At 59.9% G+C, this 25099-nt stretch carries 20 protein-coding genes and 1 pseudogene; 8 read left to right on the top strand and 13 right to left on the bottom strand.

The genetic code is table 11. From position 1 onward, the window contains the following. Positions 1–23: 23 nt before the first annotated feature. From HX868_RS03895 to HX868_RS03860, 8 genes are all read right to left on the bottom strand, one after another. Complete coding sequence (locus tag HX868_RS03895) at positions 24–842, bottom strand: DUF4892 domain-containing protein (RefSeq protein WP_177001976.1); 819 nt, start codon at positions 840–842, stop codon at positions 24–26. A 102-nt stretch (positions 843–944) separates the two neighbouring features. Continuing rightward, a complete protein-coding gene (locus HX868_RS03890) occupies positions 945–1799 on the bottom strand; it encodes an alpha/beta hydrolase (RefSeq protein ID WP_177001975.1) in 855 nt (284 codons plus the stop codon). Further along, positions 1796–2599, bottom strand: a complete 804-nt coding sequence (locus tag HX868_RS03885; protein ID WP_095015333.1) for an alpha/beta fold hydrolase — start codon at positions 2597–2599, stop codon at positions 1796–1798. Before HX868_RS03885 ends, HX868_RS03890 begins: the two co-directional genes overlap by 4 nt. Before the next feature lie 97 nt (positions 2600–2696). Continuing rightward, positions 2697–3140 (bottom strand): hotdog fold thioesterase, encoded by a 444-nt coding sequence (locus tag HX868_RS03880; RefSeq protein ID WP_016979541.1) that lies wholly within the window; start codon positions 3138–3140, stop codon positions 2697–2699. A 31-nt stretch (positions 3141–3171) separates the two neighbouring features. After that, the gene (locus HX868_RS03875) at positions 3172–4821 is read right to left on the bottom strand and encodes an AMP-binding protein (protein WP_177001974.1); all 1650 of its coding nucleotides are present in this window, start codon (positions 4819–4821) and stop codon (positions 3172–3174) included. 85 nt (positions 4822–4906) lie between these two features. Next, positions 4907–5356 carry a phosphohistidine phosphatase SixA gene (gene sixA / locus HX868_RS03870; RefSeq protein ID WP_177001973.1) on the bottom strand — a complete coding sequence of 150 codons (450 nt, stop codon included), beginning with the start codon at positions 5354–5356 and terminating at the stop codon, positions 4907–4909. Further along, positions 5353–5700, bottom strand: coding sequence for a DUF4389 domain-containing protein (locus HX868_RS03865; RefSeq protein WP_028615729.1), 348 nt, complete (start codon positions 5698–5700; stop codon positions 5353–5355). The genes sixA and HX868_RS03865 overlap by 4 nt, the downstream gene beginning before the upstream one ends. Positions 5701–5710: 10 nt before the next feature. Continuing rightward, the gene (locus tag HX868_RS03860; RefSeq protein ID WP_177001972.1) at positions 5711–6736 is read right to left on the bottom strand and encodes an NAD(P)H-dependent glycerol-3-phosphate dehydrogenase; all 1026 of its coding nucleotides are present in this window, start codon (positions 6734–6736) and stop codon (positions 5711–5713) included. A gap of 195 nt (positions 6737–6931) precedes the next feature. Between HX868_RS03860 and HX868_RS03855 the strand changes: the two genes are divergently transcribed. From HX868_RS03855 to HX868_RS03830, 6 genes are all read left to right on the top strand, one after another. Next, on the top strand, positions 6932–9052 hold the full coding sequence (locus HX868_RS03855) for a TonB-dependent receptor plug domain-containing protein (protein WP_343047966.1): 2121 nt from the start codon (positions 6932–6934) through the stop codon (positions 9050–9052). Position 9053: 1 nt separating this feature from the next. Beyond that, the gene (locus tag HX868_RS03850; RefSeq protein ID WP_177001970.1) at positions 9054–9983 is read left to right on the top strand and encodes an ABC transporter substrate-binding protein; all 930 of its coding nucleotides are present in this window, start codon (positions 9054–9056) and stop codon (positions 9981–9983) included. After that, positions 9980–11881 carry an ATP-binding protein gene (locus HX868_RS03845; protein ID WP_177001969.1) on the top strand — a complete coding sequence of 634 codons (1902 nt, stop codon included), beginning with the start codon at positions 9980–9982 and terminating at the stop codon, positions 11879–11881. The genes HX868_RS03850 and HX868_RS03845 overlap by 4 nt, the downstream gene beginning before the upstream one ends. A 249-nt stretch (positions 11882–12130) precedes the next feature. Then, positions 12131–12646, top strand: a complete 516-nt coding sequence (fabA, locus tag HX868_RS03840) for a 3-hydroxyacyl-[acyl-carrier-protein] dehydratase FabA (RefSeq protein WP_010211704.1) — start codon at positions 12131–12133, stop codon at positions 12644–12646. Between the two features lie 11 nt (positions 12647–12657). Next, positions 12658–13878 carry a beta-ketoacyl-ACP synthase I gene (gene fabB, locus HX868_RS03835; protein ID WP_016974674.1) on the top strand — a complete coding sequence of 407 codons (1221 nt, stop codon included), beginning with the start codon at positions 12658–12660 and terminating at the stop codon, positions 13876–13878. A gap of 305 nt (positions 13879–14183) precedes the next feature. Next, positions 14184–17747 (top strand): YncE family protein, encoded by a 3564-nt coding sequence (locus HX868_RS03830; RefSeq protein ID WP_177001968.1) that lies wholly within the window; start codon positions 14184–14186, stop codon positions 17745–17747. Positions 17748–17887: 140 nt separating this feature from the next. On the opposite strand, the gene HX868_RS31160 is transcribed toward HX868_RS03830, so the two are convergent. From HX868_RS31160 to HX868_RS03820, 3 genes and pseudogenes are all read right to left on the bottom strand, one after another. Continuing rightward, positions 17888–18751, bottom strand: a complete 864-nt coding sequence (locus tag HX868_RS31160) for a methyl-accepting chemotaxis protein (protein ID WP_425504213.1) — start codon at positions 18749–18751, stop codon at positions 17888–17890. Next, positions 18743–19513 (bottom strand): annotated as a pseudogene (locus tag HX868_RS31155) (MCP four helix bundle domain-containing protein); the annotation flags it as partial. The gene HX868_RS31160 and the pseudogene HX868_RS31155, both read right to left, overlap by 9 nt. Positions 19514–19608: 95 nt before the next feature. Then, positions 19609–20631 (bottom strand): amidohydrolase family protein, encoded by a 1023-nt coding sequence (locus tag HX868_RS03820; RefSeq protein ID WP_177001966.1) that lies wholly within the window; start codon positions 20629–20631, stop codon positions 19609–19611. Between the two features lie 140 nt (positions 20632–20771). Between HX868_RS03820 and HX868_RS03815 the strand changes: the two genes are divergently transcribed. Both HX868_RS03815 and HX868_RS03810 read left to right on the top strand, forming a co-directional pair. Further along, positions 20772–21188 carry an OsmC family protein gene (locus HX868_RS03815; protein WP_177001965.1) on the top strand — a complete coding sequence of 139 codons (417 nt, stop codon included), beginning with the start codon at positions 20772–20774 and terminating at the stop codon, positions 21186–21188. 64 nt (positions 21189–21252) lie between these two features. Then, positions 21253–22119 (top strand): pirin family protein, encoded by an 867-nt coding sequence (locus HX868_RS03810; RefSeq protein ID WP_177001964.1) that lies wholly within the window; start codon positions 21253–21255, stop codon positions 22117–22119. 74 nt (positions 22120–22193) lie between these two features. Here HX868_RS03810 and HX868_RS03805 read toward each other — a convergent pair whose 3' ends face one another. Together HX868_RS03805 and htpG are read right to left on the bottom strand one after the other, a co-directional pair. Further along, positions 22194–22916, bottom strand: coding sequence for a dienelactone hydrolase family protein (locus HX868_RS03805; protein ID WP_177001963.1), 723 nt, complete (start codon positions 22914–22916; stop codon positions 22194–22196). 191 nt (positions 22917–23107) lie between these two features. Continuing rightward, entirely contained in the window at positions 23108–25012 is a 1905-nt protein-coding gene (gene htpG / locus HX868_RS03800; RefSeq protein ID WP_177001962.1) for a molecular chaperone HtpG, read from the bottom strand. Between the last annotated feature and the right edge of the window lie 87 nt (positions 25013–25099).

Here is a 25099-nt window from a genome sequence, read left to right as displayed (position 1 = left end):
CGGGTCCGTTCGCCCTGTTACACCTAGCGTATCAGATGCAGGTGCAGGCCCTTGGCGTCACCCGTGCCGGTTTCCATGCGTGCAGCGCGCACGCCTTTGTCGACCAACGCCTGGCGCCAGGCTTCGGCGGTTGGGCCGGTCAGGCTGACGCGCAACGTGGCATCCAGGTTCAGGCCACGGGAAATCAAGGTCAGCCAGGTATCGTCTGGGTCGCCGCCCAATGCAGGGAAATCCAGCTCGCCGGTGCTTTTCAATTCCCGCAGCAGGGTCGCTGAGGTGGGTAGCAGGTCAGCCAACGGCGCGTTGGCGTCCAGTTGTTCTACATGCAGATAGGCGCGGCGGTTGCCACGGGTGATGCCGTATAGCGCCACCAGAGAGTTTTCCTGGGGAGCCGCGAGGCGTAGCAGCAGGTATTCCTGCTGGCCATCGGCGCCGACCAGCTTGGCGTTGCCGAACACTTCATTGGCCCACAGGCTGCTTTCACCGCAATCGCGGGCCTGGCACCAGAACAGCAGCTGCGCGCCCTTCTCCTGCAAGGCTTCACGCGTCGCCTTGAACGCGGCGCTGGAGCTGTGCTCGGCGGGCAGTTCATAGGTGATGGCGGTGGTCTGGCCGCGGGCGATGGCCTGGCCTTCATAACGCAGTTGGCCGCTGATCTTGCGGATCGCGCCCATGGGGTAGATACGTTCTTTTTCTTCGGCGGGACGGTAGTCGACGATTTGCGAGTCGACCTGACGGGCCACGGTGGGCAGGTCCTGGCTGCCCGGTACGTCGGCGGCGAACACCAGTGGGCTCAAAAGGCTCAAGCCCAGGATACGGATACATCCTTTACGCACGCTCATAAGATCAACGAGCCCTGGCCATCGGAGGTCGCAGCGGTGTTGAGTTTGTTCATGGTTGACTCCCTTTCAATCCGCCCAGCCTCGGCAGTTGACCGCCCCAAGTCAAGGCGCGGAGAAGAACCGATTGAAACAGTCTGCAACAAGGACCGCGCCGGACTCGTCATTAAGGTGTAAATGATGGCCGCCTGGCAGCGTCGTCACGGTAAAGGGTAGCTGGGAAAGCAATTCGGAATGTTTCGCCAGCATGCCGTCGGCAGCGACCACCAACTGGGTAGGACAACTCACGCGTCGCACGAAAGCCATCGCCTGTTCCTCAGTCAGGCGAACCGGCGAGGCCAGGGTCAAACGGCTGTCGCTACGCCAAGTGTAACCACCGGGCACCGGCATCAAACCGCGCTGGGCCAGCAGTTCGGCGGCTTCGCGACTGACCGCCACCACGCCTTTCATACGTGCCTCGACCGCTCGATCCAGGGTGTTGTAGACCGGCTTGCGCTTGTCCTGCAGGTTCAATTGCGCCTGCAAGGCCATGCCCAGGCGCTCGGCGGCATTCTCACTGCTGGCGGTCGGCGGGATCACACCGTCAATCAATCCCAGGCGCGTCACACGCTCCGGCAACGCGCCGGCCAACACCAGGGACACGATGGCGCCGAGGGAATGGCCAAGTAATGCAAAACGTTTCCAACCCAGTTGTTCAGCAACTTGCAGCACGTCAAAGACGTAATCCCACAAGGCATAACCGGCACCGGTAGGACGATGCGCCGAATGCCCGTGCCCAGCCATATCCAGCGCAACGATGCGCAACCCCTGAAGTTTTGGCGCCAGCCGCGCAAAGCTGTTGGCGTTGTCCAGCCAGCCATGCAGGGCGATCACCGGCAAACCGTCTTCGGGGCCGAACAGATGGGCCGCCAGTTCAATATGGGGCAGGCTCAGGCGCACTTCTTCGACCGGTGCACTCATGCGCAATTGCGCTCGCGGGCTTCCCAGCGGGAGAACAGGTTCTTGATCAAGGTCGCGGTGTCCTGAGGGCGCTCAAGGGGGAACATGTGGCCGCCGGGCATGGTGAGCATTTCGCCCATGGGCAGGCGCCCGACGCCGCTGGCGTGGTGACGCATCACCACCCTGCTCTGCCGGCCGCGCACCACCGCCAGTGGCACCTTCAACTGACGCACTTGGCCGGGGCTGGTGTGGGGCACGCCACGGTAGATGCTGATTTCGGTGGCCGGATCGAAACGCAGGCGCAGACGATCGCCCACTTGCAGCAGGCCGTGTTGCAGGTAGGCGTCAAAGCATTCGGGGTCAAAGCCACGGAACAGGGTCTTGCCGGCGAAATAGCTGCGCGCGGCGTCCAGGTCGCTGAACTCTTCCCGACGGCCCAGGGTGCGCCCGGCCGGGGTCAGGCGGTCGATAAACCCGAAACGCTTGGCCGCGCGGATCACCCAGCGGTCGGCGCGGGTCAGCACAGGCGAATCCAGCATCACCACCCCGCGATACAACTGCGGGCAACGCATGGCCGCGTGCAGGTGCAACACGCCGCCAAGAGAATGGCCCACGCCCCACACCGGCTCCGGTTGCAGCTCCAGGTGGTGGATCAACTCGTCCACCAAGTTCTGCCAGTTGTCGTCCACCGGGAACCTGGGGTCGTGACCGTGCTGTGGCAGGTGAGCCACCGCGTATTCCGGGGCCAGGGCGGCGAACAACTTGCCGTAGGTGGCCGAGGGGAAGCCATTGGCGTGGGCAAAAAACACGTGCTGCGACATACCGGATCCATCTACAAAAACAGAGATTGATTGTCACCATGCCCGGCCGGCACAGCAATGACTGTAACTGCCAGGAATGATGACACTCACGCCACGCCTATCGCGCCGGCGGGTTCTCGCCCAGCGGCACCACGGCCATGGTCAGGCGCGACACGCAACTGGCCTTGCCCTCGTCGTTGGTCAGGCGGATGTCCCAGACCTGGGTGGTGCGGCCAATATGGACGGCCTTGGCCACCGCCGTCACGCGCCCGCTGCGCACACCGCGCAGGTGGTTGGCGTTGACCTCCAGGCCCACGCAATAAAACTTGCTCGGGTCGATACACAAGTAGGCCGCCATGGAACCAACGCTCTCGGCCAACACCACCGAGGCGCCGCCATGCAGCAAGCCGTACGGCTGATGGGTGCGATGGTCGACCACCATGCTTGCAGTCAGGGATTCGTCGTCGAAGCTTTCAAAACGGATGTCCAGCAGTTCACCGATGGTGTTTTTCTGGATTGCGTTGAGTTGGTCGATATTCGGTTGGGTGCGCCACAGGCTCATAGAGAGTGTCCTTATTGGTTTTATTACGGCCCTAATCCTGCCACAGAACCGTTTCGGAACGCTCGCTCCAGGTTTGGAAATGTGCACCGTAAGTCGATTCGATCACGTTGCGCTTGATCTTCAAGGTCGGCGTCAGAAAGCCGTTTTCCACCGCCCAGCTATCTTTGACCACCACCAATTGGCGCAGGCGTTCAGGCTTATCCAGTGACTGGTTGACCTGCTCCAACCAGCGCTCCAGGCTGGCACGCAGGGCTGGCGAGTCCTCACCCCCATCCGATAACACGCACAAAGCTATCGGCGCGATCAGTCCCTCGCCCACCACACACACCTGCTCGATACGCGCATGCTCGGCCAAGCGGTTTTCAATCGGCGCCGGGGCCACGTATTTGCCTTTGCTGGTCTTGAAAATTTCCTTGAGCCGCCCGGTCAGGCGCAAACGCCCCTCGGCGTCCTGCTCGCCTTTGTCCCCCGTGCGCAGAAAGCCATCGGCGGTGATGGTTTCGGCGGTTTTCTGCGGGTCCTTATAGTAGCCGAGCATCGTCGCGCCGCTGCGTACCTGCACTTCTCCCGCCGGGTCAATACGCACCTCCACACCGGGGCACGGCAAGCCGATCCAGCCGAGGGTCTGCTGGCCGGGGCGACAGACATGGGAGTAGCCGCAACTCTCGGTCATGCCATACACCTCAAGCACGTCCAGGCCCAGGCGTTGATACCAGCGCAGCAACGCCTCAGGCACAGGCGCCGCTCCCGAAAGCGCGATACGCAACGCGTCCAGCCCCAGGCCGGCAAGCACCTTGCGGCCCACACGTTTGCCGATGAAGGGCAGGCGCAGCAAGGTGTCCAGGCGTTTCGCGGGGATTTTGGCATAGACGCCCAGCTGGAATTTGGTCCAGATGCGCGGTACGCCAAACAGTGCGGTCGGACGCGCCCTACGCAGGTCTGTCAGAAAGGTTTCCAGGCTTTCGGCGAAAAATACCGTTTGCCCGGTGTAGATCGAGGCCATTTCCACAAACATCCGTTCCGCCACATGGCACAGCGGCAGGTAAGACAACAATCGGTCGCCCTCGCCCAAGCCAAATAACTCCGTACCACGGGTGGCGGCGAACCCCAGCGCGCCGAAGCTGTGCATCACGCCCTTGGGCAGGCCGGTCGTGCCGGAGGTATAAATGATGGTCGCCAGGTCCGAGGCGACCGGCGCCGGGTCATCCTGGATCGGTGCACAGGCTTGCAGGTCGGCCCAACTGAAATCGAATTCGCCCGCTGGGCACAATGGCAGGCTGATGGTCGGCACATTCGCAGGCACACCGGGCGCCATGGCGGGCCAGTCGTCGAGCTTGCCGATAAACACCAGCGCCGCCTCGGAATGGCTGAGCACATGGGCAACGGAGTCGGCGGTGAGGTTGGGATACAGCGGCACCGAGACATGCCCGGCCATCCAGATCGCCAAGTCCGCAATGATCCAGTGCGCGCAGTTTTTCGAGATCAGCGCTATGTGCGAGCCTTGGGGCAACTCGCGGGCGCGCAGCCACTGCGCGGCGCAGCGGGCCTGGTGGCCGACGTCGCCCCAGCTGAGGCTTTGCACCTGGCCACCACCCACCGGCTGCACCAGAAAAGTTTTGCGCGGATGTCGCGCTTCACGTTCGTAGAAGACCTGCAACGGCAAACGAAAAGCGACGGGCATGGGACGCGCTCCTTTGTGGTCCGATGATAGCCAACCAAGCACTTGCTCGGTTGACTATATAGCACACAAAAAGCCGCGAAAAAGCCTACGGATTTTTAACGCTGACCAGGCTCATCAGCCCCGCCAGCGGGAAATCCCCTTCCAGTTCCGCCAGGCTGGCGGTGTGCATCGGCTGCGGCTGACGCTGGTGACCATGCTGCAGAAAGCTGATCAGGCTGCCCACCAAAGGCTGATGGCTGACCAGCAGCACATTGTCATCGGTGTTGAGCTTTTCCAGTACCTGCATCGGGTTGCCCTCGGGGGTCAACCACGGGACTGTGCGGATTTCCGGCTCGAAGCCCAGCGCATCACGCACCAGGTGCGCGGTCTGCTGCGCCCGCACGTAGGGGCTGGCGATGATCGCGCTGAGGGGTTGGCCGATCAGGTGCGCAGCACTGCGCAACACTTCGGCGCGCCCGTGTTCGGTGAGGTTGCGCTGAGCGTCGGAGGCGGCATGGGCTTCTGCTTCGCCGTGACGCAAAATCCACAATTTCACAGCTTTGGCTCCTCATCACGCACCGGGTGCGGCGCCGGCGGCACGCTGTGGGCGGCTTCGCCCTCGGGTGCGCGCGGGGTCGGCCAGTCGGCGAACGGCCACGGCTTCTGGTCGGTGTGGAAGCTGCCGAAGCGGCCGATCTGCGCCAGGAACTGGCTGAGGCTGTCGCCAAAGTTCATCAGGCCCAGGTTCGGGGCGCCGTAGACCAGGCGGTAGATCAACTGCACCACCACCAGCGCGCCGAGCAGGAACTGCGCCACCTGCCACACCAGGGCAAACACCAGCATCCACAGGATGCGCAGGCCAATGGATTCGTACTTGGGAGCTGCTTTCGGATCGTTCATGACGCGTTCCTCAGTTGAAACCACTGGTGGAAATAAAGTCGACATCGGTCTTGGGTTCGGCGCGCATCAGCAACTCGATGACCTGGTTCAAGGTGCGCCCTTCAAACAGGATCGCGTGCAACCCGGCGACCAGCGGCATGTACACGCCGACTTCCTGGGCCTTGGCCTTGAGCACCTTGAGAGTGTTGACCCCTTCGGCGACTTCGCCCAGGCGCCTCACCGCGTCTTCCAGGCTCAAGCCCTGGCCGAGGGCGAACCCCACCTGATAATTGCGGCTTTTCGGCGAGGAGCAGGTGACGATCAAGTCGCCCACGCCCGCCAGCCCCAGGAAGGTCATCGGGTTGGCGCCCTGGTTCACCGCAAAGCGGGTCATCTCGGCCAGGGCGCGGGTGATCAGCATGCTCTTGGTGTTTTCGCCCATGCCCAGCGCCACGGCCATGCCGGCGATGATCGCGTAGACGTTTTTCAGCGCACCGCCCAGTTCTACGCCAAAGCGGTCGCCGCTGGCATAGACCCGGAAAGTGCGGCCATGCAACACGGCCTGGACACGTTCGCAGAGTTCCTCATCTTCACTGGCGACCACCGTGGCGGTCAGCGCGTGCTCGGCGACTTCCCGTGCCAGGTTCGGCCCGGACAGCACGCCAATGCGCGCCTGGGGAGCGATCTCTTCGAGGATTTCGCTCATCAGCTTGAAGGTCTGCGCCTCGATGCCCTTGGTCAGGCTGACCAGCATTTTGCCCGCCAGGCGCTCGGCATGGGGCGCCAACACCGAGCGCAAGGCGCTGGAGGGCAGCGCGACAAAGCACAGGTCGCAGGCGGTGAGGGTTTCCAGCAAGTCGGTAACAGGCTCGACCGCCGGATGAATCTTGATGCCTTTGAGGTAACGCGGATTTTCCCGGTGCACCCGAATGGCCTCGGCCTGTTCGGGGTCGCGCATCCACTGGCGCACAGCGTGGCCGTTTTCGGCCAGCAGGTTTGCCACGGCGGTACCAAAACTTCCGCCTCCCAGGACCGCAATAGGGCGCTGTTCAGTCATATGCAATCCGTTTATCCATACCAGTGGCGATGGCGGCATTATACGGGCCGACCCGCTGGCGGCCAGCCCCCGTCTCAATTCGTGCGTTTGTCGGAAAATGCCACATTTTCATGAAGCAATTGCAAGTCCGGCGACTGGCAAAAGGCCCCGCCTCAGTTAACATGGGCGGCTATCCGCAATTATCAAGGCCGTGCCGTGTATTTGGGCCCTCCTCCCCGTTCATCTCTGTGGTTGATGCTGCTGTGCAGCGCGCCAGCCATGGCCGACGACCTGTTCCTCGACAGCCAGCCGCTGCCTCAGGTATTGACGGCCACACGCCTCAAGCAATCAGCCGCCGCCGTGCCTGGCAGCATGACCGTGATCGACAGCGAGCTGATCAAGGCCAGTGGCGCGCGGGACATCAGTGAGTTGCTGCGCCTGGTGCCGGGGATGATGGTCGGCTATACGACCGGCAACCAGGCGGCAGTGAACTACCACGGCACCAGTGCCAGCGATGCGCGGCGCATGCAGGTGTTGATCGACGGCCGATCGGTGTACCGCGCAGGCCTGGCCACCGTGGACTGGAGCGACATTCCGGTGGCCATGGAGGATATCGAGCGCATCGAAGTGTTCCGTGGGCCCAATACCGTCAGCTACGGCGCCAATGCCCTGATGGCAGTGGTCAACATTCTTACGCGCTCGCCAGCCAACAGCCACGGCACGCGGGTAAAAGTGGTGCGTGGCGAACGCGGCATCAATGATTTCTATGCCAGCCAGGGCGCAGGCTGGGAAACCGGTGACTTGCGCCTGTCCCTGTCCGGGCAGCAAGACGACGGCTTCGACAGCGATGCATCCGGGGCCGACCGCCGCGACAGTCGCCGCCTCAGCCGCTTCAGCCTGGCGATCAGCCAGACGCTGAACACGCAGCAAAGCATCGACTTGCAACTGGATGCGAAGGAAGGCACCAACCAGCGACCGTATACCTACAGCCCGGTCTTTGCCGGGATCACCGAGGGTGGTAACAATTCCGACGTCACCGCCAAGGATTATGCCGGCTCCCTGCGCTGGAACTTCGACTTCAACCCGGATCACAGTCTGTATATCCAGGGCTCCGCCCAGCAGTGGGACCGCCAGCAAATCTGGAAGGCGTGTGACGCCAAGGTCTCGTTCAGCCCCGAGCTGACCCAGTTGTGGCAGATGAATCCCAACTACGCCGAACTGCTGGCCCGGCACATGGACACCTACAGCCAGGGCAGCGCACCACCGGGCAGCGCAGCCGAGCAGGCGTTGGCCAACCAGGTGCTGCAACAGTGGCGCAACGGTGCCAGTCAAAGCGTATGCGGCGACATCGACCAGAGCACCCGCGAAAGCCGCTACGACCTGGAGATCCAAGACACCCTCAGCCTGTCCGACAGCCTGCGCCTGGTCAGCGGCATGAACTACCGCTATGACCGCGCCGACTCCGACACCTACTTCAACGGCACCCTGGACGACACCACCTGGCGCCTGTTCGGCCAGTTGGAATGGCGCGCCAGCGAGCATTGGCTGCTGCAAGGCGGCGCCATGTATGAAGACACCCACCTGAGCGGCAACTCGCTGACGCCACGGGTGGCGGTCAACTACCTGATCAACCCGCGCCACGGCCTGCGTGCGGTGTACTCCGAGGCGATCCGCTCGCCGGACATGTTCGAGAACAACGTCAACTGGAGCTACCGCGTCACCAACCTCAGCTCCCCGGCCTACGGGCAGACCACCGGGCAATACTTCGTAAAGACCCGGGGCCCGGGTAACCTCGATAAAGAGATGATGAAGTCACGGGAACTGGGGTACAACGGCTTCTTTGCCGACATCGGGCTGAACATGGACGTGAAACTGTTCTACGACGAGATCACCGACATGATCAGCTCGCCGCTGCGCAATAACCAGTACATTGCCAGCAACGCCAACAGCTCACGGTTCACCGGCGCCGAGTCGCAGTTCGACTGGCGCGTGAGCAACGCCGATCGTCTGCGGCTCACCTATGCTTACGTCGATGCCAGCAGCAGCAACCCGCTGGACAAAGCCCAGACCGCGCGCAACAGTGGCTCCGCCGGCTGGTTGCGCGAGTGGGGCCAGGGTTGGTCCAGCGCGCTGTTCTACTATGGCGATGACGCACTCAACCAATATCGCTTCGAACGGGTCGACCTGCGGGTCGCCAAGCGCATTGCCCTGGGCAAAGCCAACGTGGAGCTGGCCGGCATGTTGCAAGAACGCCTCGACAACCAGCCCACCACCTGGGCCGACAACCGTTATGACCATCGCCACGTGCTCTACTTCAGCGCCGAGCTAGAGTTCTGACATGGGCGACTCGTCACGGATGACTGGCGTGTTGATCACTCGGCTCTGGCGGCGTGCCGTGCTGCTCGCCTGCCTGCTGTTGGCTGCACCGGCCTGGAGCGCCGAAATCCTGCTGACCGCCGCCGAAGACGGCACAGGTGTGCAAGCCTTTGCCCAGGCGCTGGCCCAGCAACGCCCCGAAGACCGCGTCACCTTCACCGCCCTCAAAGACCTGCCTGCACCCGGCCGCCTACCGGCAACTACACGCTTGATCCTGCTGGACCTGCCCGGCCTCGACTGGCGCCTGCAAGAGCCTCAGGGTCCACCGACCCTGGTGCTGCGCATCAGCCGCCTGCAAGCCCATCAGCGCCTGGGCAGCATGCCGCACCCACGCATCAGCCTGCTGTGGAGCGACCCGCCGCTGGATCGCCAATTGCGCCTGATCGCGGGCATCCTGCCGCAGGCGCGGCGTATCGGCGTGCTTTATGGCGCCGACAGCGAATTCCTGCTGCCCGAGCTGAAACAGCACTCCACCTCGCTAGGCCTGGAGATCGTGCCCCAGCTCTGGGACAACATTAATGACAGTCGACCGCTCCAAATCCTGTTCCGCAACAGTGATGTGCTGCTCGGCCTCGACGACCCGCAGCTGTACAACCCGAAAACCGCGAAGAACCTGTTGCTGAGCAGTTACGCCCAGCAATTGCCGCTGATAGGCCCGAACGCGGGCTTCGTACGAGCCGGCAGCCTGGCCAGCACCTACAGCGACCAAGCTGACTGGCTGGCCGTGCTTGACCGCCTGCTCGACCATTCGCCGGCCAACTGGCCGCGCTCGCTGTACCCGGATCGCTTCAAAGTCGTGGGCAACCCGCAAGTCGCGCGCTCACTGGGGATCGAACAGGTGGACGAAGCCAGCGTCGCCACCCGATTGGCCGAAGGAGAAAAACGCCCATGACCTTGCGTCGTCGTTGGGACATCAACACCCGTACCCAGCTCATCACCTTGGGCCCGGCGCTGTTGCTGACGTTGCTGTTGATCAGCTTCTTCACCTTCGTGCGTATCCAGGATTTGCGCCAGGAACTGGACCACACCGGCCAATTGATTGCCAACCAACTGGCGCCCGCCACCGAGTACGGGGTGATTTCCGGCAACAATGACGTGCTCGACAGCCTGTTGCGCGCCACGCTGGCCACGCCCCATGTGCGCTTCCTGGAGATCCAGGACAGCAGCGAGAACATCCTGGTGTATGTCGAGCAGCCGTCGGAGAAGCACGACCGTTCGCTGTCGGTGAAAGTGTTCCAGGCGCCGATCCGCCTGCAACACATCCAGTTGGGCAATGATTTCTTCCAGGACAACCTCAACGAACCCAAGGCCCCGCGCGCGGACTACCTGGGCCGGGTGATCGTTGGCATGTCCAACGATGCCTTCAGCCAGCGCCAGCAGGAGATCCTGTTCAAGGCCGGTATCCTCGCGCTGTTTGCCCTGCTGTTTACCTTCCTGTTGGCACGGCGCCTGGCCGCCAGCCTGTCGCAGCCGATCAGCGCCATGGGCCATGCGGTAAAAGCAATCCAGCAAGGCGACTACAAGACGCCGCTGCCGATCGTGGACGACTCGGAGCTGGGCGACCTGTCGCGGCATATCAACAACCTTGCCGAAGGCCTCAACCAGGCCAGTCGTGAACAGCAACAGGCCATGGCCCAGTTGATCGAGACCCGCGAAGAGGCCGAACGCGCCAACAACGCCAAGTCGGATTTCCTGGCGATGATGAGCCATGAACTGCGCACGCCCATGAATGGTGTACTGGGCATGTTGCAGTTGCTGGAAACCACTGAGATGACCGAGGAGCAGACCGAATACGCGGCGCTGGCTTCGGAATCCACCGAGCATTTGCTCAAGGTGATCAACGATATCCTCGACTTCTCGCGTATCGAACGCGCCGCCCTGGAGCTGGAGCATATTCCGTTCAACCTGGCGGACCTGATCAACAGCTGCGCCCAGGCCTTCCAGCACAATGCGCAACAGCGCGGGTTGACGCTGAAGCTGTCGATTCCACCTGGAATGGACACCGTGCGAGTGCAAGGTGATCCGACACGGATCCGCCAGATCCTGGTGAACCTGATCGGCAATGCCTTGAAGTTCACCGAGTACGGCAGCGTCAACGTCGAACCCCATTGGCAGACCCTCGACCATGAACTGGTGTGGTTCACCTGCACCGTGCGCGACAGTGGCATTGGGATCTCCGCCGAACGCCTGGAGGCGATGTTCGACGCGTTCCAGCAGGCCGACAGTTCCATTTCAAGACGTTACGGCGGCACCGGCCTCGGCCTGCCCATCGCCCGCACCCTGGCCGAACGCATGGGGGGCACCCTGCGCGCCCAGAGCGAAGAAGGCCGCGGTTCGGTGTTTACCCTGGAAATTCCCCTGGCCATCGACCAGCACAGCGTGCCGGCGATTGCCAGCGACGCCGACGGCAAAGCCGGCGCGGGTGAGGGTCGTCATGTGCTGCTGGTGGAGGACAACCCGGTGAACCGCACGGTGGTTGAGGCCATGCTGCGCAGCCTGGGCTTCGAGGTAAGCCTGGCCACCGACGGCGCCGAAGCGGTCCGCAGCGCCGAGAGCCTGATATTCACCGCCATCCTGATGGATTGTCGGCTGCCGGTCATCGACGGCTATGAAGCCACCCGGCAGATCCGTCAGTTACCGGGCTGTGCCGATCTGCCGATCATCGCCCTGACCGCCAACGCTTTACAGGGCGACCGTGAAGCCTGCCTGGCAGCGGGAATGAACGATTACCTGGCCAAGCCGTTCAAACGCACGGATTTGCAGCAAATCCTGCAGCGTTGGGTGCAATAGCGCCGCGCCATCAGCCAACTCCGACTGGCGTGAAAGGCGAAAGTGCGGCAGTCTTAGGCACCCGAACGGGCCCATAAACAGGCCCGGTTTAAAATTTCAGTGAACAAGTGTACATTCAGTGCCTTGCCGCTGTGACTTTCACTACAACGCAATAGTCTATGTGTAGGCTGCCGACATGAGGCATGAACGCTTCATTCGGTTCGGGAAGATTTACCCTACCCTGCCGCATGGGATTATTGAGGAGCTCGCATGACCAAACAAAACGCCTTTACCCGGGAAGACCTGCTGCGCTGCAGTCGCGGTGAGCTGTTCGGCCCAGGTAACGCGCAACTGCCCGCCCCGAACATGCTGATGGTGGATCGCATCACCCATATCAGCGAAGAGGGTGGCAAGTACGGCAAAGGTGAATTGGTCGCCGAGCTGGATATCACCCCGGACCTGTGGTTTTTCGCCTGCCATTTCGAAGGCGACCCTGTGATGCCAGGCTGCCTGGGCCTTGACGCCATGTGGCAACTGGTCGGTTTCTTCCTCGGCTGGCAAGGCTTGCCGGGCCGCGGTCGCGCCCTGGGTTCGGGCGAAGTGAAATTCTTTGGCCAGGTCCTGCCGACCGCCAAGAAAGTCACCTACAACATTCAAATCAAGCGCGTCCTCAAGGGCAAGCTGAACCTGGCCATCGCCGATGGTTCGGTGAGCGTCGACGGTCGCGAGATCTATACTGCCGAAGGCCTTCGGGTCGGCGTATTCACATCCACTGACAACTTTTAAGGGTTATCCGCATGCGCCGCGTCGTTATCACTGGTCTGGGCATTGTTTCTTGCCTGGGCAATGACAAAGAGACCGTCACCGCTAACCTGCGTGCAAGTCGCCCTGGCATCCGCTTCAACCCGGAATATGCCGAAATGGGTCTGCGTAGCCAGGTTTCCGGCTCCATCGACCTGCCCCTCGAAGAACTGATCGATCGCAAGATCTATCGCTTCGTCGGCCACGCTGCCGCCTACGCCTACCTGGCGATGAAAGACGCGATCGCCGACTCCGGCCTGAGCGACGACCAGGTCTCGAACGTACGCACCGGCCTGATCGCCGGCTCCGGCGGCGCATCGACCCTGAACCAGATGGAAGCGCTGGACATCCTGCGCGAAAAAGGCGTGAAGCGCGTTGGCCCGTACCGTGTCACGCGGACCATGGGCAGCACTGTATCGGCCTGCCTGGCCACGCCGTTCCAGATCAAGGGCGTGAACTACTCGATCTCCTCGGCCTGCGCCACCAGTGCACACTGCATCGGTACTGCGGTTGAGCAGATCCAGCTGGGCAAGCAGGACATCGTGTTCGCCGGCGGCGGTGAAGAAGAACATTGGAGCCAATCGTTCCTGTTCGACGCCATGGGCGCACTGTCCACCCAGTACAACGAAACCCCGGAAAAGGCCTCCCGCGCCTACGACGCCAAGCGTGACGGTTTCGTCATCGCCGGCGGTGGCGGCATGGTGGTGGTCGAGGAGCTGGAACACGCTCTGGCCCGTGGTGCCAAGATCTACGCGGAAATCGTCGGCTACGGCGCCACTTCCGACGGCTACGACATGGTTGCCCCAAGCGGTGAAGGCGCCATCCGTTGCATGCAGATGGCCATGTCCACTGTAGATACCCCAATCGACTACCTGAACACCCACGGCACCTCGACTCCGGTCGGCGACGCCAAGGAAATGGAAGGCGTGCGTGCGGTATTCGGCGACAAGGCTCCGGCCATCAGCTCTACCAAGAGCCTGTCCGGTCACTCCCTGGGCGCCGCTGGCGTTCACGAAGCGATCTACTGCCTGCTGATGATGGAAGGCAACTTCATGGCCGGTTCGGCGAACATCGACGAGATTGATCCGGTGGTGGCTGACATGCCGATCCTGACCAAGACCGTTGAGAATGCGAAAATCGACACCGTGATGAGCAACAGCTTCGGCTTTGGTGGCACTAACGCTACCCTGGTGCTGAAACGCTGGCAGGGTCAGTAAGACCTGTAGCTTGATTGCATGAAAAAGCCCCGACTGGTTCGGGGCTTTTTTGTGGGTGGCCGGCCTGGTTGGCGGTTACCGGTGATGAGCCACTTCGGGCGGAGCCATTGTTCCGGCGCTGGAACCGTCAACCCTACCCCCTGTACCACCGGTGGCCCCACCCTGGGTCGTTACCGTCTGTCGGCACTGTCAATTCTCACAGCTAGGCACAGTCAGAGGCAGCGCATTGAATCGAGGCTGCGGCTCAACGCAGGCACTGTAATACGAGTCGCGTCCTTAATTAAGACCCAGGCAGGTATCCCATCATGACCGACTATCAATCTCCCGAATCCTCTCTACACGACGGCTGCGAACCAACGGTAAAGCGCGTTAAACGTAGCAAGTCATCGTTGGGACGCTTACCTGACAAACCTGCTCCAGACGGATGCGCCCCACCAAGCGGGACTGACGGTCAATGCACCTTTGCTGAATTGATTCCGTACATTCCAAACCTCACCGATATAGCTGGCACCGATGGCGCCCTCAACAAGGCAGCACTGACGGTCAGCTCGCTGGGCGTCATTTTCATTCTTCGGCCTTGGTTTAATCAGGCCGAAGGTGACTACGTCTGGGTGAATCTCAACGGCGCAGAGGTGACTCACTATACCGTCAGCAAAGAAGACGCCGATATCGGCAAACACGTTCTCCTCACGATAGAGAGCGTTAGATTTATAGACCAGGCGAATAATAAGCTTCAAGCTTTCGTCAGAGCCACGGGCGGCAACACTGACGAGACTCGGGAATTGAGTATCTGGGTAGATGCAAAAGAACCCGCAGGCCTGGACCCTCAGGTAAGCACCCCCACCATTAATGAAAACATGGGGGTCATCAGGTTTAAAGATGCAAGCATCGAAGCCTTTGGAATCATCAGCCAGGCAGCGGCCCAATTAGGTGTCGAGATCCTCATTGATAAATATCCGTTGAATCCGCTGGTGGATCAGGTGTACCACCGCAAAGAAGGCGATGTGATCTACGTGAGTATCGGCGGGACGATCGTGACTCACACGGTGAGCAGCTTTGAAGCTTCCGGTACCGCGCCCATTTCTATAACCATCTATTACGGCACCTGGCAGCAAGTGACACCCGGCGTGAACATTTTGGAATGGTATGTAAGGGATAAGGCAGGCAATCAGTCCATCGGTTTTTCCGTTCCAAGACTCATACAAAACAATGCCGGTGGTGGATCCATCCCTTACCTGAACAAGGGGCATGTCATTGAGTCCGGTTACGATGATGAATTAAAAGATGAGTTTATCAATGTCGATGCACAAACGCAGGATTTGAACTTCGAGGTATCGATTAGAAACCATGGCTGGCTCGCCAATGACAAACTTCTTGTCACCTACACTGCGCTTACCTCGACCGGTGATACGCTGACGCACACCGAATCCTATACAGTGCTGCAGCCCACCCTGCTCCGCGTCAACATTGCTCTGCCATTGGAGTTCGTCCGAAAACTGACAGGGGGCCGTTTGCTGGTCACCTACGTACGCATCAGGGAGGGGGAGCGCAATACGCCATCCTTAGAAGCGGAGTATAGGATGCTGGGTACACCGGTCGACAACCGTCGCTTGCCGCCTGTCGTACATGGCACCTCGGGCAATGTACTGCCGGTAGATACCAACCCGGTAAAAATAACCGTACGCGATTTCGGACAGGCTCCCGGAACCAAAATCGACCTGATCATCGAAGGCAAAAGCCTCGTCGGCGACCCCGTGTATTTGCCGTACACGGAGATCGCAGGCGACGGAGACACCGATTTCGTCTTGGACTACTGGCCATTCAGCGAATTCGAAGGTTCTTCGTTCATGGCGTTTTACATCGTCGACAACGACAAAGCCCGCCCTTCACAATCGGTCATCGTGCAAGTCGGTGACATTCAAATCCTGTTACCCGCCCCCAGGTCACAAGAAGCACTACCGCCAGACCATGTATTTGACGAGCTTGTGAGCAAAGGCAATCTCAGAGCCCTTGTCGACCCGCATTCCGCTATCGCCTTGAACGACGAGGTTCGAGTCGTTGCCACGGGCAGCAAGCCGGGCGGCAGCACTACCACCGCGTGGCTGAAAGTAACATCGATTTGGTTTAACACTGTGCTGCCCTTCACCATTGCGCGCGCTATTGTCCTGAATAATAAAAATGGAACAATGACACTGCATTGGGAAGTCAGGACACAGCCCACGGACATTCCGCTCAAGTCTCTGCCATTGGTCGTTAACGTAGGGGCGATGTTGCAGTTGAACAAGTACCCGACCCTTCTGGAATCGACCCCCTTATCACCCGCCGTGGTGCAGCTCGATACAAACGATGTACTACCGCCACGCCCGAGGATTCTCACATTCCGTGCTGAATATGATATGCAGCCCCAAGACCTTGTGACGCTGGTCATACGCGGCAAACCGGGACTAGGAACGCCGAACATTCCGAGCAAACCTGGCATCCCGGATGCGGGCCACACCTACATCACATTTACGTGGAGTAGTTCATTGGCCGCTGCGTACCTGGGAGGATCGTTCACAGCTTATTTCGAAGTGCTTCGCAATGGACAAACCTTAGAGTCACCTGCACTCACCGTTAACGTGCTGGCATTATCGGATCAAGCGCTGGACGTGGTGAGTGTGCCTGAAGAGAAAGATGGTGTTATTGATGCGAGCCAGCCCGCCAACGTCAGGATCGACGAGTGGCCATTTTTCAACCAGCGACAAGCGGTTTTCATTCGCCTGAGAAGTTCTTCCGATCTGTTCCTGCGACAAGGCATCAAGGTGAGCGCTGCTGAGTTTGCGGCCAAGCGGACGCTTGACCTTATACCTGAGGCCTATAGGCAAAGTCTGCCCAAAGGCAGTGTGCTGACCGTCGAAGCGAGTGTTTCGATGGATGAACTGGGCGTGGAAAGCAGCGCGATCAAGCTGAAACCGGTCGAGTACGTGGTGGATCGGCTACCCGTAATTTCTAAACATATTCCTGTGGGCCAAGGCCCGCACCAGATTGTTATAACGCAAAACAGCGTGACGGCGTTTGTGTTTAGCTTCGGCTCAAAGAGCGTCAGCATTATTGATATAGCAAGAGGCGTCGTCGTAACGACCTTAAACATACCGAACTCCACTGGAATCGCTTTAAACAATGACGGCACTAAACTTGTAGTCAGCCGATTCCAATCAACTTATGTCAGCCTCTACGATACGGCCACCTTCGCCCATATTTACTCAGCCTTCGAATATTATTCCCTCCTAAAACATATCACCGCAACTAACGGAGCAGCCACCTTCGCCTATGGCGCAGGCCCGTACAACTACGTCAATAATTTATACTTGTATAAAATCAATACTAATGTTACAGGCTCAGTATCAAAATATATTGCCACAATATATGACACTGGGCGGCTCTACATGTCACCCGAAAATATCCTTTACATCGACGCAAGAGCAAGCGGCATACGCCGACTGGATACGGTATCGGACACTTATATAACCGAGGCGCCCTTTAGAAACCCTATTCACGACATTGCCTTCTCTAAAAACAGTGAAAAGTCCTTCTTTGCAGCAAATACTAACGTGGGTATGTTTAATCGCCTGCTCAACGACATGATGGACGTAAAATCAGGCTTTACCATGGCTGTAGGAGTGGCACCGCATCCGTCTCAAGAACTACTTTATGTGGCGGATAACGGTGACAATACAGTCAAAGTCCTGGATACCTCGACCAACGAACTTAAAGACGTGGCCACGCTGCAAGGATTCAACGGTCCTCGGGATCTAAAAGTGACTCCCAATGGCCGACACCTGTTGGTCTCAAATGACAACGCAGGCGTCGTTACGCTGGTCAGTCTTTAAGCGACTACCTGACTACATTCCACGAGGCTAGCCAGCCACTGTCAGCAACCTGCCAAAAAGCCCCGGTTCTTGCGAGCCGGGGCTTTTTGCGTTTCTGCAAACCCTGTGGCGAGGGAGCTTGCTCCCTCGCCACAAAACGGTTACACCGAAAACCGCGCCACCATCGTATTCAGGTCCACCGCCAACCGCGACAACTCCTGGCTCGCCGCACTCGTCTGATTCGCCCCGGTCGATGTCTGGTGCGCCAAATCGCGAATGTTCATCAAATTGCGATCCACCTCCCGCGCCACCGCTGCCTGCTGCTCTGACGCGCTGGCGATCACCAGGTTGCGTTCGTTGATCAAGGTGAACGCCGAGGCGATTTCCTCCAACGCCGTGCCCGCCGACTTGGCGATATCCAAGGTCGAGCGTGCTCGCGTATTACTTTGCTGCATCGAGCTGACCGCCTGATCGGTGCCTTGCTGGATCCCGCTGATCATCTGCTCGATTTCCTGGGTCGACTGCTGGGTGCGATGAGCCAAGGCCCGCACTTCGTCGGCCACTACGGCAAACCCACGCCCTGCATCCCCGGCGCGCGCCGCTTCAATGGCGGCATTCAAGGCCAACAGGTTGGTCTGCTCGGCAATCGAGCGGATCACGTCCAGTACCTTGCTGATGCCATAGACCTTCTGCGCCAGGTCCTCGACCTGCGTCACGTTATCCGTCACATCGGTGGCCAGCGCCTCGATCGACACCACGGTCTGATGCACTTGCTCGCGCCCATGCTGGGCAATGCGGTCGGACTCGCGGGACGCTTGGGACGTGGCCACTGCGTTGCTTGCCACCTCCTCCACGGCTGCCGTCATCTGGTTCACCGCCGTGGCGGCCTGCTCGATTTCCTGATTCTGCTGGTGCAAACCACGGGTGGCGTCTTCAGTCACGCAGCTAAGTTCCTCCGAGGCGGACGCCAACTGGTTCGACGATTCGGCAATACGCCGGATGGTATCGCGCAGGTTGTCCTGCATGCCCTTGAGCGCCTGCTGCAGGCGCGCCGGCTCATCGTTGCCACTCACCTGGATCTCGCCGGTCAGATCGCCACTGGCCACGCCCTGGGCGACTTTCAGCGACTGGGCCAGGGGCAACACGATGCTGCGCGTCAGCCACACGGCCAGGCCGATGGTGATCAGTGCGGTGAGCACGATCATGCCGATCACCCAACTGCGCGACTGGCTGAACACGCTTTGCGCCAGGCTGGCAGCCTGATTGGCATTGGCTTTGTTGAGGTTGACCAGATCGTGCAGGGTCGCGGCCATTTCATCAGCGAGCTGGTTCATCTCACCGTTGACCACCCTGATTGCGTCCTCGAGCTGATTGGCCTTGGAAAACCCTACGACCTGCTCCTGACGTTGCAGGTACTGCTGCTCCTGGGCCTTGAAGCGATCAAACAGCGTGCGCTCCTCGGGCAATACGATCAGCGCCTCATAGAGCGTCTGCGCGTGGTGCAGGCCGTTTTTGAGGTCAATGAGTTTCTGCTCATTCTGCGCCAGCGCCTGGGGATCGCGATTAACCAGCAGGCGCAAGGTCAGCGCCCGGATGCGCAGCAGGTCCTGGCTCATCTCCCCCACGGCCATCACGCTGGGCAGCCAGTTATTTTCCACCTGGTCCGACTGCTGGCGCATATTGGCCATCTGCAACAGGGCAAATCCGCCCAGGGCAAACACCATTAACGCCAACAGGCCAAACCCCAGGCCTGCGCGCGGGGCGATATTCAGACTTCTGATACTCATGCCTTGGCTCCTTCCAAATGCGCTGCATCCATTTGCAGCTGGCTCTTGAAAGGTATCGGCCTATTACCTTCTTTGCGTAAGACGAAAACGCGATATCAGCGTGCCATACCATCGCGTGTAGCTTTAGGCAGGATCGCCAGGAAGTTGTCCCGCGCCACTTTGTGCGCAACGTCCTCAGGCAATGCATCCAAAAAGGGATCGAAGCGGCGCATTTCCTTACCCAATTTATTGAAACGCCCCACTACGTCCGAACCCAACATAAAGCGTTCCGGGAAGCGTTCCACCAGCTCTACCCACTCAGGGCGGGGCTGACCCGCATCATCCAGCAGATACGGGGTGAGCATGCTCCAGGACAGGTCGACATACAGGTTGGGATAAGCCTCCAACAGGCGGCTCAAGGTCGGCAGCAAAAAGTCCATCTGCACCTGATGACGATGAATTTCCTTGCTGGTGCCGGCGTGGGCCCAGATAAAGCGGGTGTGCGGATGGTTGCGCAGCGGTTCTTCCACTTCAGCCAGGTACAACGGGTTGCGCTCGCGCTTGGAGGTGATGTTGGAGTGCAGCATCACCGGCAGGTCGTTTTCTGCCGCCAGGTGATAGATGCGGGTCATGGCTTCGTTGTTGGCACGCGGGGTGTCGCCCGCGGTGATGGCCGTGAGGTCGTCATGACGCGTGAAGACTTCGCCGATGCCCTGCCAGAGCCCCGGATTGAGGTCGAGCATGCGCTGGATATGGGCGGCCGAGTTCTTGTCGTTGGGGTTGAAGCCGGACAGGAAGGGATGGAAATGGCGACGCTGCTCGGGGGTCAGCTTGTTGACCGCTGCGGCGACGATCACGTCGGTGGCGCTGTACCAGTAGGCATCGGCGTCATCACCGGCGTAGTAACGCGGCCGCTTGGGTTCGTCTTCGTGCCATTTCTTGGCGACCGGGATACCGGAAATCATCACGTGCTCGATGCGGCTGTCGGCCATGGCCTTGAGCAGCTTGTCCATCCCTGCGGTTTCCTGGAAGAAATCCACGTAATGCAGGTGCGCATCGCTGTAGGCATAGTCGCGGGCCTGCGCAGCAAGACTGCTGGCGGTGAGCAACAGGGCAAGCGTCAGGCGGGTCAAGGGCACGATAAAACCTCGATAAGGGCTGATACGGGTAGACCTTGCTCACGCTGCCAGGGTTCATCCGGCAAAAAACGCGGAACACCGAAGTGCCAGCATGCTCTATAACTGCATGACCTTCATCCTGCCACCCTGTGAGGTTTACCATGTCTGTTACCGTGAATACCCTGAACCAGGACAACTTCCGTCATAGCGTCAATATCAATAACCATGAGTTGTTTACCGACCTGCCCAAAAGCCTGGGTGGCGACGACTCGGCGCCCTCCCCCCATGACTACTTCGACGCCGCCCTGGCGTCGTGCAAAGCGCTGACCGTCAAGCTCTACGCACAGAAGAAAGACATCCCGTTGACCGGCGTGACGGTGGAAGTCACCCACGACGCCACCGAAGAGCAAAAGGGCAAATACAAGCTCAACGTCAAGCTGACGCTCAAGGGTGTGCTCACCGACGAGCAACGCGACGAGCTGCACCGTGTGGCCGATCGCTGCCCGGTGCACAAGCTGATGACCACCGCTGAAGTCACCATCGAGACAAAGCTGTCGGAAGGCGCCTTCAGCCAATAGCGGCAACATCCTACCGAGCGGGTTATGCTCAGCAGCATCTAACCCGCTCAGACTGGGACGCACCATGACTCCCCTCACCGTGATCCGCCCTCGCCCCGAAGATGTCGAAGGCCAACCGATCCTGCGCCCGCTGCCGTCGCGGGAATGCCGCAGCGTCGGGCCTTTTGTGTTCTTCGACCATATGCTGCTCACTCGTTATGCACCGGGCGATGGCATGAATATCCGCCAGCATCCGCATATCGGGCTGTCGACCCTCACCTATCTGTTTGAAGGTGCATTGCAGCACAAGGACAGCCTGGGTTCGGATCAGGTGGTGCAGGCCGGTGATGTGAGCTGGATGACGGCCGGCAGCGCGATTGCCCATGTCGAACGCACCCCTGAGCCGCTCAAGGCCAGCGGTTTTAGCCTGCATGGGTTGCAAGTGTGGCTGGCCTCACCCAAGGACCACGAGACCGGGCCGGGACACTACAGCCATCACCCGGCAGCGAGCCTGCCGGTCAGTGACAACCTGGGCGTGCAGATACGCCTGATCGCGGGCGATGGGTTCTGCCTCAAGTCGCCGGTGCCGGTGCTGTCACCCACGTTGTATGCCGAGGTACAGATGCAGACGGCCACGACCCTGCTGATTCCGGATGAGCATGAGGAACGTGCGGTGTATGTGCTGGAGGGTGAGGCGCAGTTGGACGGCCAGCTGCTGGAGGCGCACAGCCTGGTGGTACTGCCGGCTGGCCAAGAGATGACACTGTTTGCCGAAAGCGATTGCCATCTGGTGGTGTTTGGCGGCGCGCCGTTGGATGGGCCGCGGCGGATCAACTGGAATTTTGTCGCGAGTGATCCGGCGGTGATCGAACAGGCCAGGCAGCGCTGGGCGGCGGGGAATTGGCCGACGGTGCCGGGTGAATCTGAAAGAATTGAGTTGCCGGAGAGGTAGCTATCGCCGGCAAGCCGGCTCCTACAGGAAGACGCGTTTCAAATGTAGGAGCTGGCTTGCCAGCGATGAGGCCATCAGCCCTTGAACACTTCATCCAGCAAGTTATGCATCGACTGGAACGCCCGCGCAGCGGTCTTCGCGTCATACATCATTTTGCCCGGCACATTGGCATGGGGGTCGGTGAAGGAATGCACCGCACCGCCATAGCTCAGCAATTGCCAATCCACACCGGCCGCGTTCATTTCATCTTCGAACGCCGGCAGTTGCGCTTTCGGCACCAATGGATCGGACGCACCATGCAGCACCAGCACTGAACCCTTGACGTGCTTGGCACCGGCCGGGTTCTGGGTGTCGATGGTGCCGTGGAACGAAACGGCCGCCTTCAAAGGTGCACCAGTCCGCGCCAGTTCCAGCGAGCAGAAACCGCCAAAGCAGAAGCCGAAGGTCGCCAGCTTCGAGGTATCCACCTCGGCCTGTCCCTGCAGTTGATCAAGTGCTGCTTGCATGAGCTTGAGCAGTTTAGGGTTGTCATTCTTCAACGGCATCATCGCCGCGCCGGCTTCATCGCCGTTTGACGGACGCACGGTCTGACCGTACAGGTCGGCAATCAACACCACGTAGCCCTTGCTGGCCACGCTCTTGGCGATCTCTTCGGCACCCGCACTCACCCCCATCCAGTTCGGCGCCATCAACAGGCCCGGCAGCGGGCCCTTTTGGCTAGCATCGAACGCTAGACGGCTTTCGTAAGACTGGCCATCAATCTGATAGACCACGGAACGTACAGTGACTTGGCTCATCATTTTCTCCGGTTGAGGTGCACTCACAATGTTGCCTTCTGTAGGAGCGAGCTTGCTCGCGAAAAACTCAAGGGCACCGCGTTAACCCAGGATGGGCGCGTTATCGTTGACGTTTTTCGCGAGCAAGCTCGCTCCTACAGTTAAGCGCCAGAACGAAAAAACCCGCCGAAGCGGGTTTTTCTACGTCAGGGTCAAACCGACAGTTCAACCAACAGCTTGTTCAGGCGGCGCACATAGGCGGCCGGGTCTTTCAAGCTGTCGCCAGCGGCCAGGGCCGCTTGGTCGAAGAGGATGTGCGACAGGTCGCCAAACCGCTCTTCGCTTTGCTCGCCGTCGAGTTTCTCGATCAGCGGGTGAGCCGGGTTGAATTCGAAGATCGGCTTGGAATCCGGCACCTTCTGGCCGCTGGCTTCGAGGATCTGGCGCATCTGCATGCCCAGGTCCTGCTCGCCGATAGCCAGGATCGCCGGGGAGTCGGTCAGACGGTGGGAAACCCGTACTTCGCTGACCGCCTCGCCCAGGGACGCCTTGATCCGCTCAACCAGGCCTTCTTTGGACTTGGCGACTTCTTCGGCTTCTTTCTTCTCTTCTTCGGAGTCCAGGTTACCCAGGTCCAGGTCACCACGGGCCACGTCGACGAAGGACTTGCCGTCGAACTCGTTGAGGTAGCTCATCAGCCACTCATCGATACGGTCAGTCAGCAGCAGCACTTCGATGCCTTTCTTGCGGAAGACTTCCAGGTGCGGGCTGTTCTTGACCTGAGCGTAGGTTTCGCCGGTCAGGTAGTAGATCTTGTCCTGACCTTCCTTGGCGCGTGCCAGGTATTCGGCCAGGGACACCACTTGCTCGCCGCCTTCTTCGTGAGTCGAAGCAAAACGCAGCAGGCCGGCGATTTTTTCCTTGTTGGCGAAATCTTCCGCCGGGCCTTCTTTCATGACCTGGCCGAAGTTTTTCCAGAAGCCTTTGTATTGCTCAGGCTCGTTCTTCGCCAGTTTTTCCAGCATGTCGAGCACGCGCTTGGTCAGCGCCGACTTCATGGAGTCGATGATCGGGTCTTTCTGCAGGATTTCCCGCGACACGTTCAGCGACAAATCGTTGGAGTCGACCACACCTTTGATAAAGCGCAGGTACAACGGCAGGAAGGACTCCGCCTGGTCCATCACGAACACGCGCTGCACGTAGAGCTTCAGGCCTTTCGGCGCTTCACGCTGGTACAGGTCGAACGGAGCACGGGCCGGTACGTAGAGCAGCGAGCTGTATTCCAGCTTGCCTTCGACCTTGTTGTGGCTCCAGCTCAGCGGGTTTTCGTAATCGTGACCGATGTGCTTGTAGAACTCCTGGTATTCCTCGTCCTTGATCTCGGTACGCGGACGGGTCCACAGCGCGCTGGCGCGGTTGACCACTTCCCATTCCTGGGCGGGAGCCTCTTCGCCTTCGGCAGCCGCTTGTTCTTTCGGCAACTCGATTGGCAGGGCGATGTGATCGGAGTACTTCTTGACGATGTTGCGCAGACGCCAGCCATCGGCAAATTCATCTTCACCGTCTTTGAGGTGCAGGACGATTCGGGTACCACGATCTGCCTTGTCGACAGTGGCGATTTCAAATTCGCCTTCGCCTTTGGACGACCAGTGCACACCTTCGCTGGCGTCGAGGCCGGCACGACGGCTGAACACTTCCACTTGGTCAGCCACGATGAAGGCAGAATAGAAGCCCACGCCGAACTGGCCGATCAGGTGCGAATCTTTCTTCTGGTCGCCCGACAGGTTTTTCATGAAATCAGCGGTGCCGGATTTGGCGATGGTGCCCAGATGGGTAATCGCGTCTTCACGACTCATGCCGATGCCGTTGTCTTCGAGGGTGACGGTCTTGGCGTCTTTGTCGAAGCTCACACGGATTTTCAGTTCGGCGCCACCTTCCAGCAACTCAGGCTTGGACAGGGCTTCGAAACGTAATTTGTCGACAGCGTCAGAGGCGTTCGAGATCAATTCGCGAAGGAAAATTTCCTTGTTGGAATAAAGCGAATGGATCATGAGGTGCAGCAGTTGCTTCACCTCGGTCTGGAAGCCCAGGGTTTCCTTTTGAGTTTCCACACTCATGGTCATCAAACTCCAATTGGATGGCAGTGGCCGCGCCCTTGAGGGTTGGCGGCGGGTTGTCATCAAAGTTGGGGGCTAAGACGGGGA

The organism is Pseudomonas reactans (assembly GCF_013385825.1).
Taxonomy (GTDB): domain Bacteria; phylum Pseudomonadota; class Gammaproteobacteria; order Pseudomonadales; family Pseudomonadaceae; genus Aquipseudomonas; species Aquipseudomonas reactans.
Note: the sequence above shows the minus strand (reverse complement) of the source record. Positions and strands in the feature narration are given on the sequence as shown.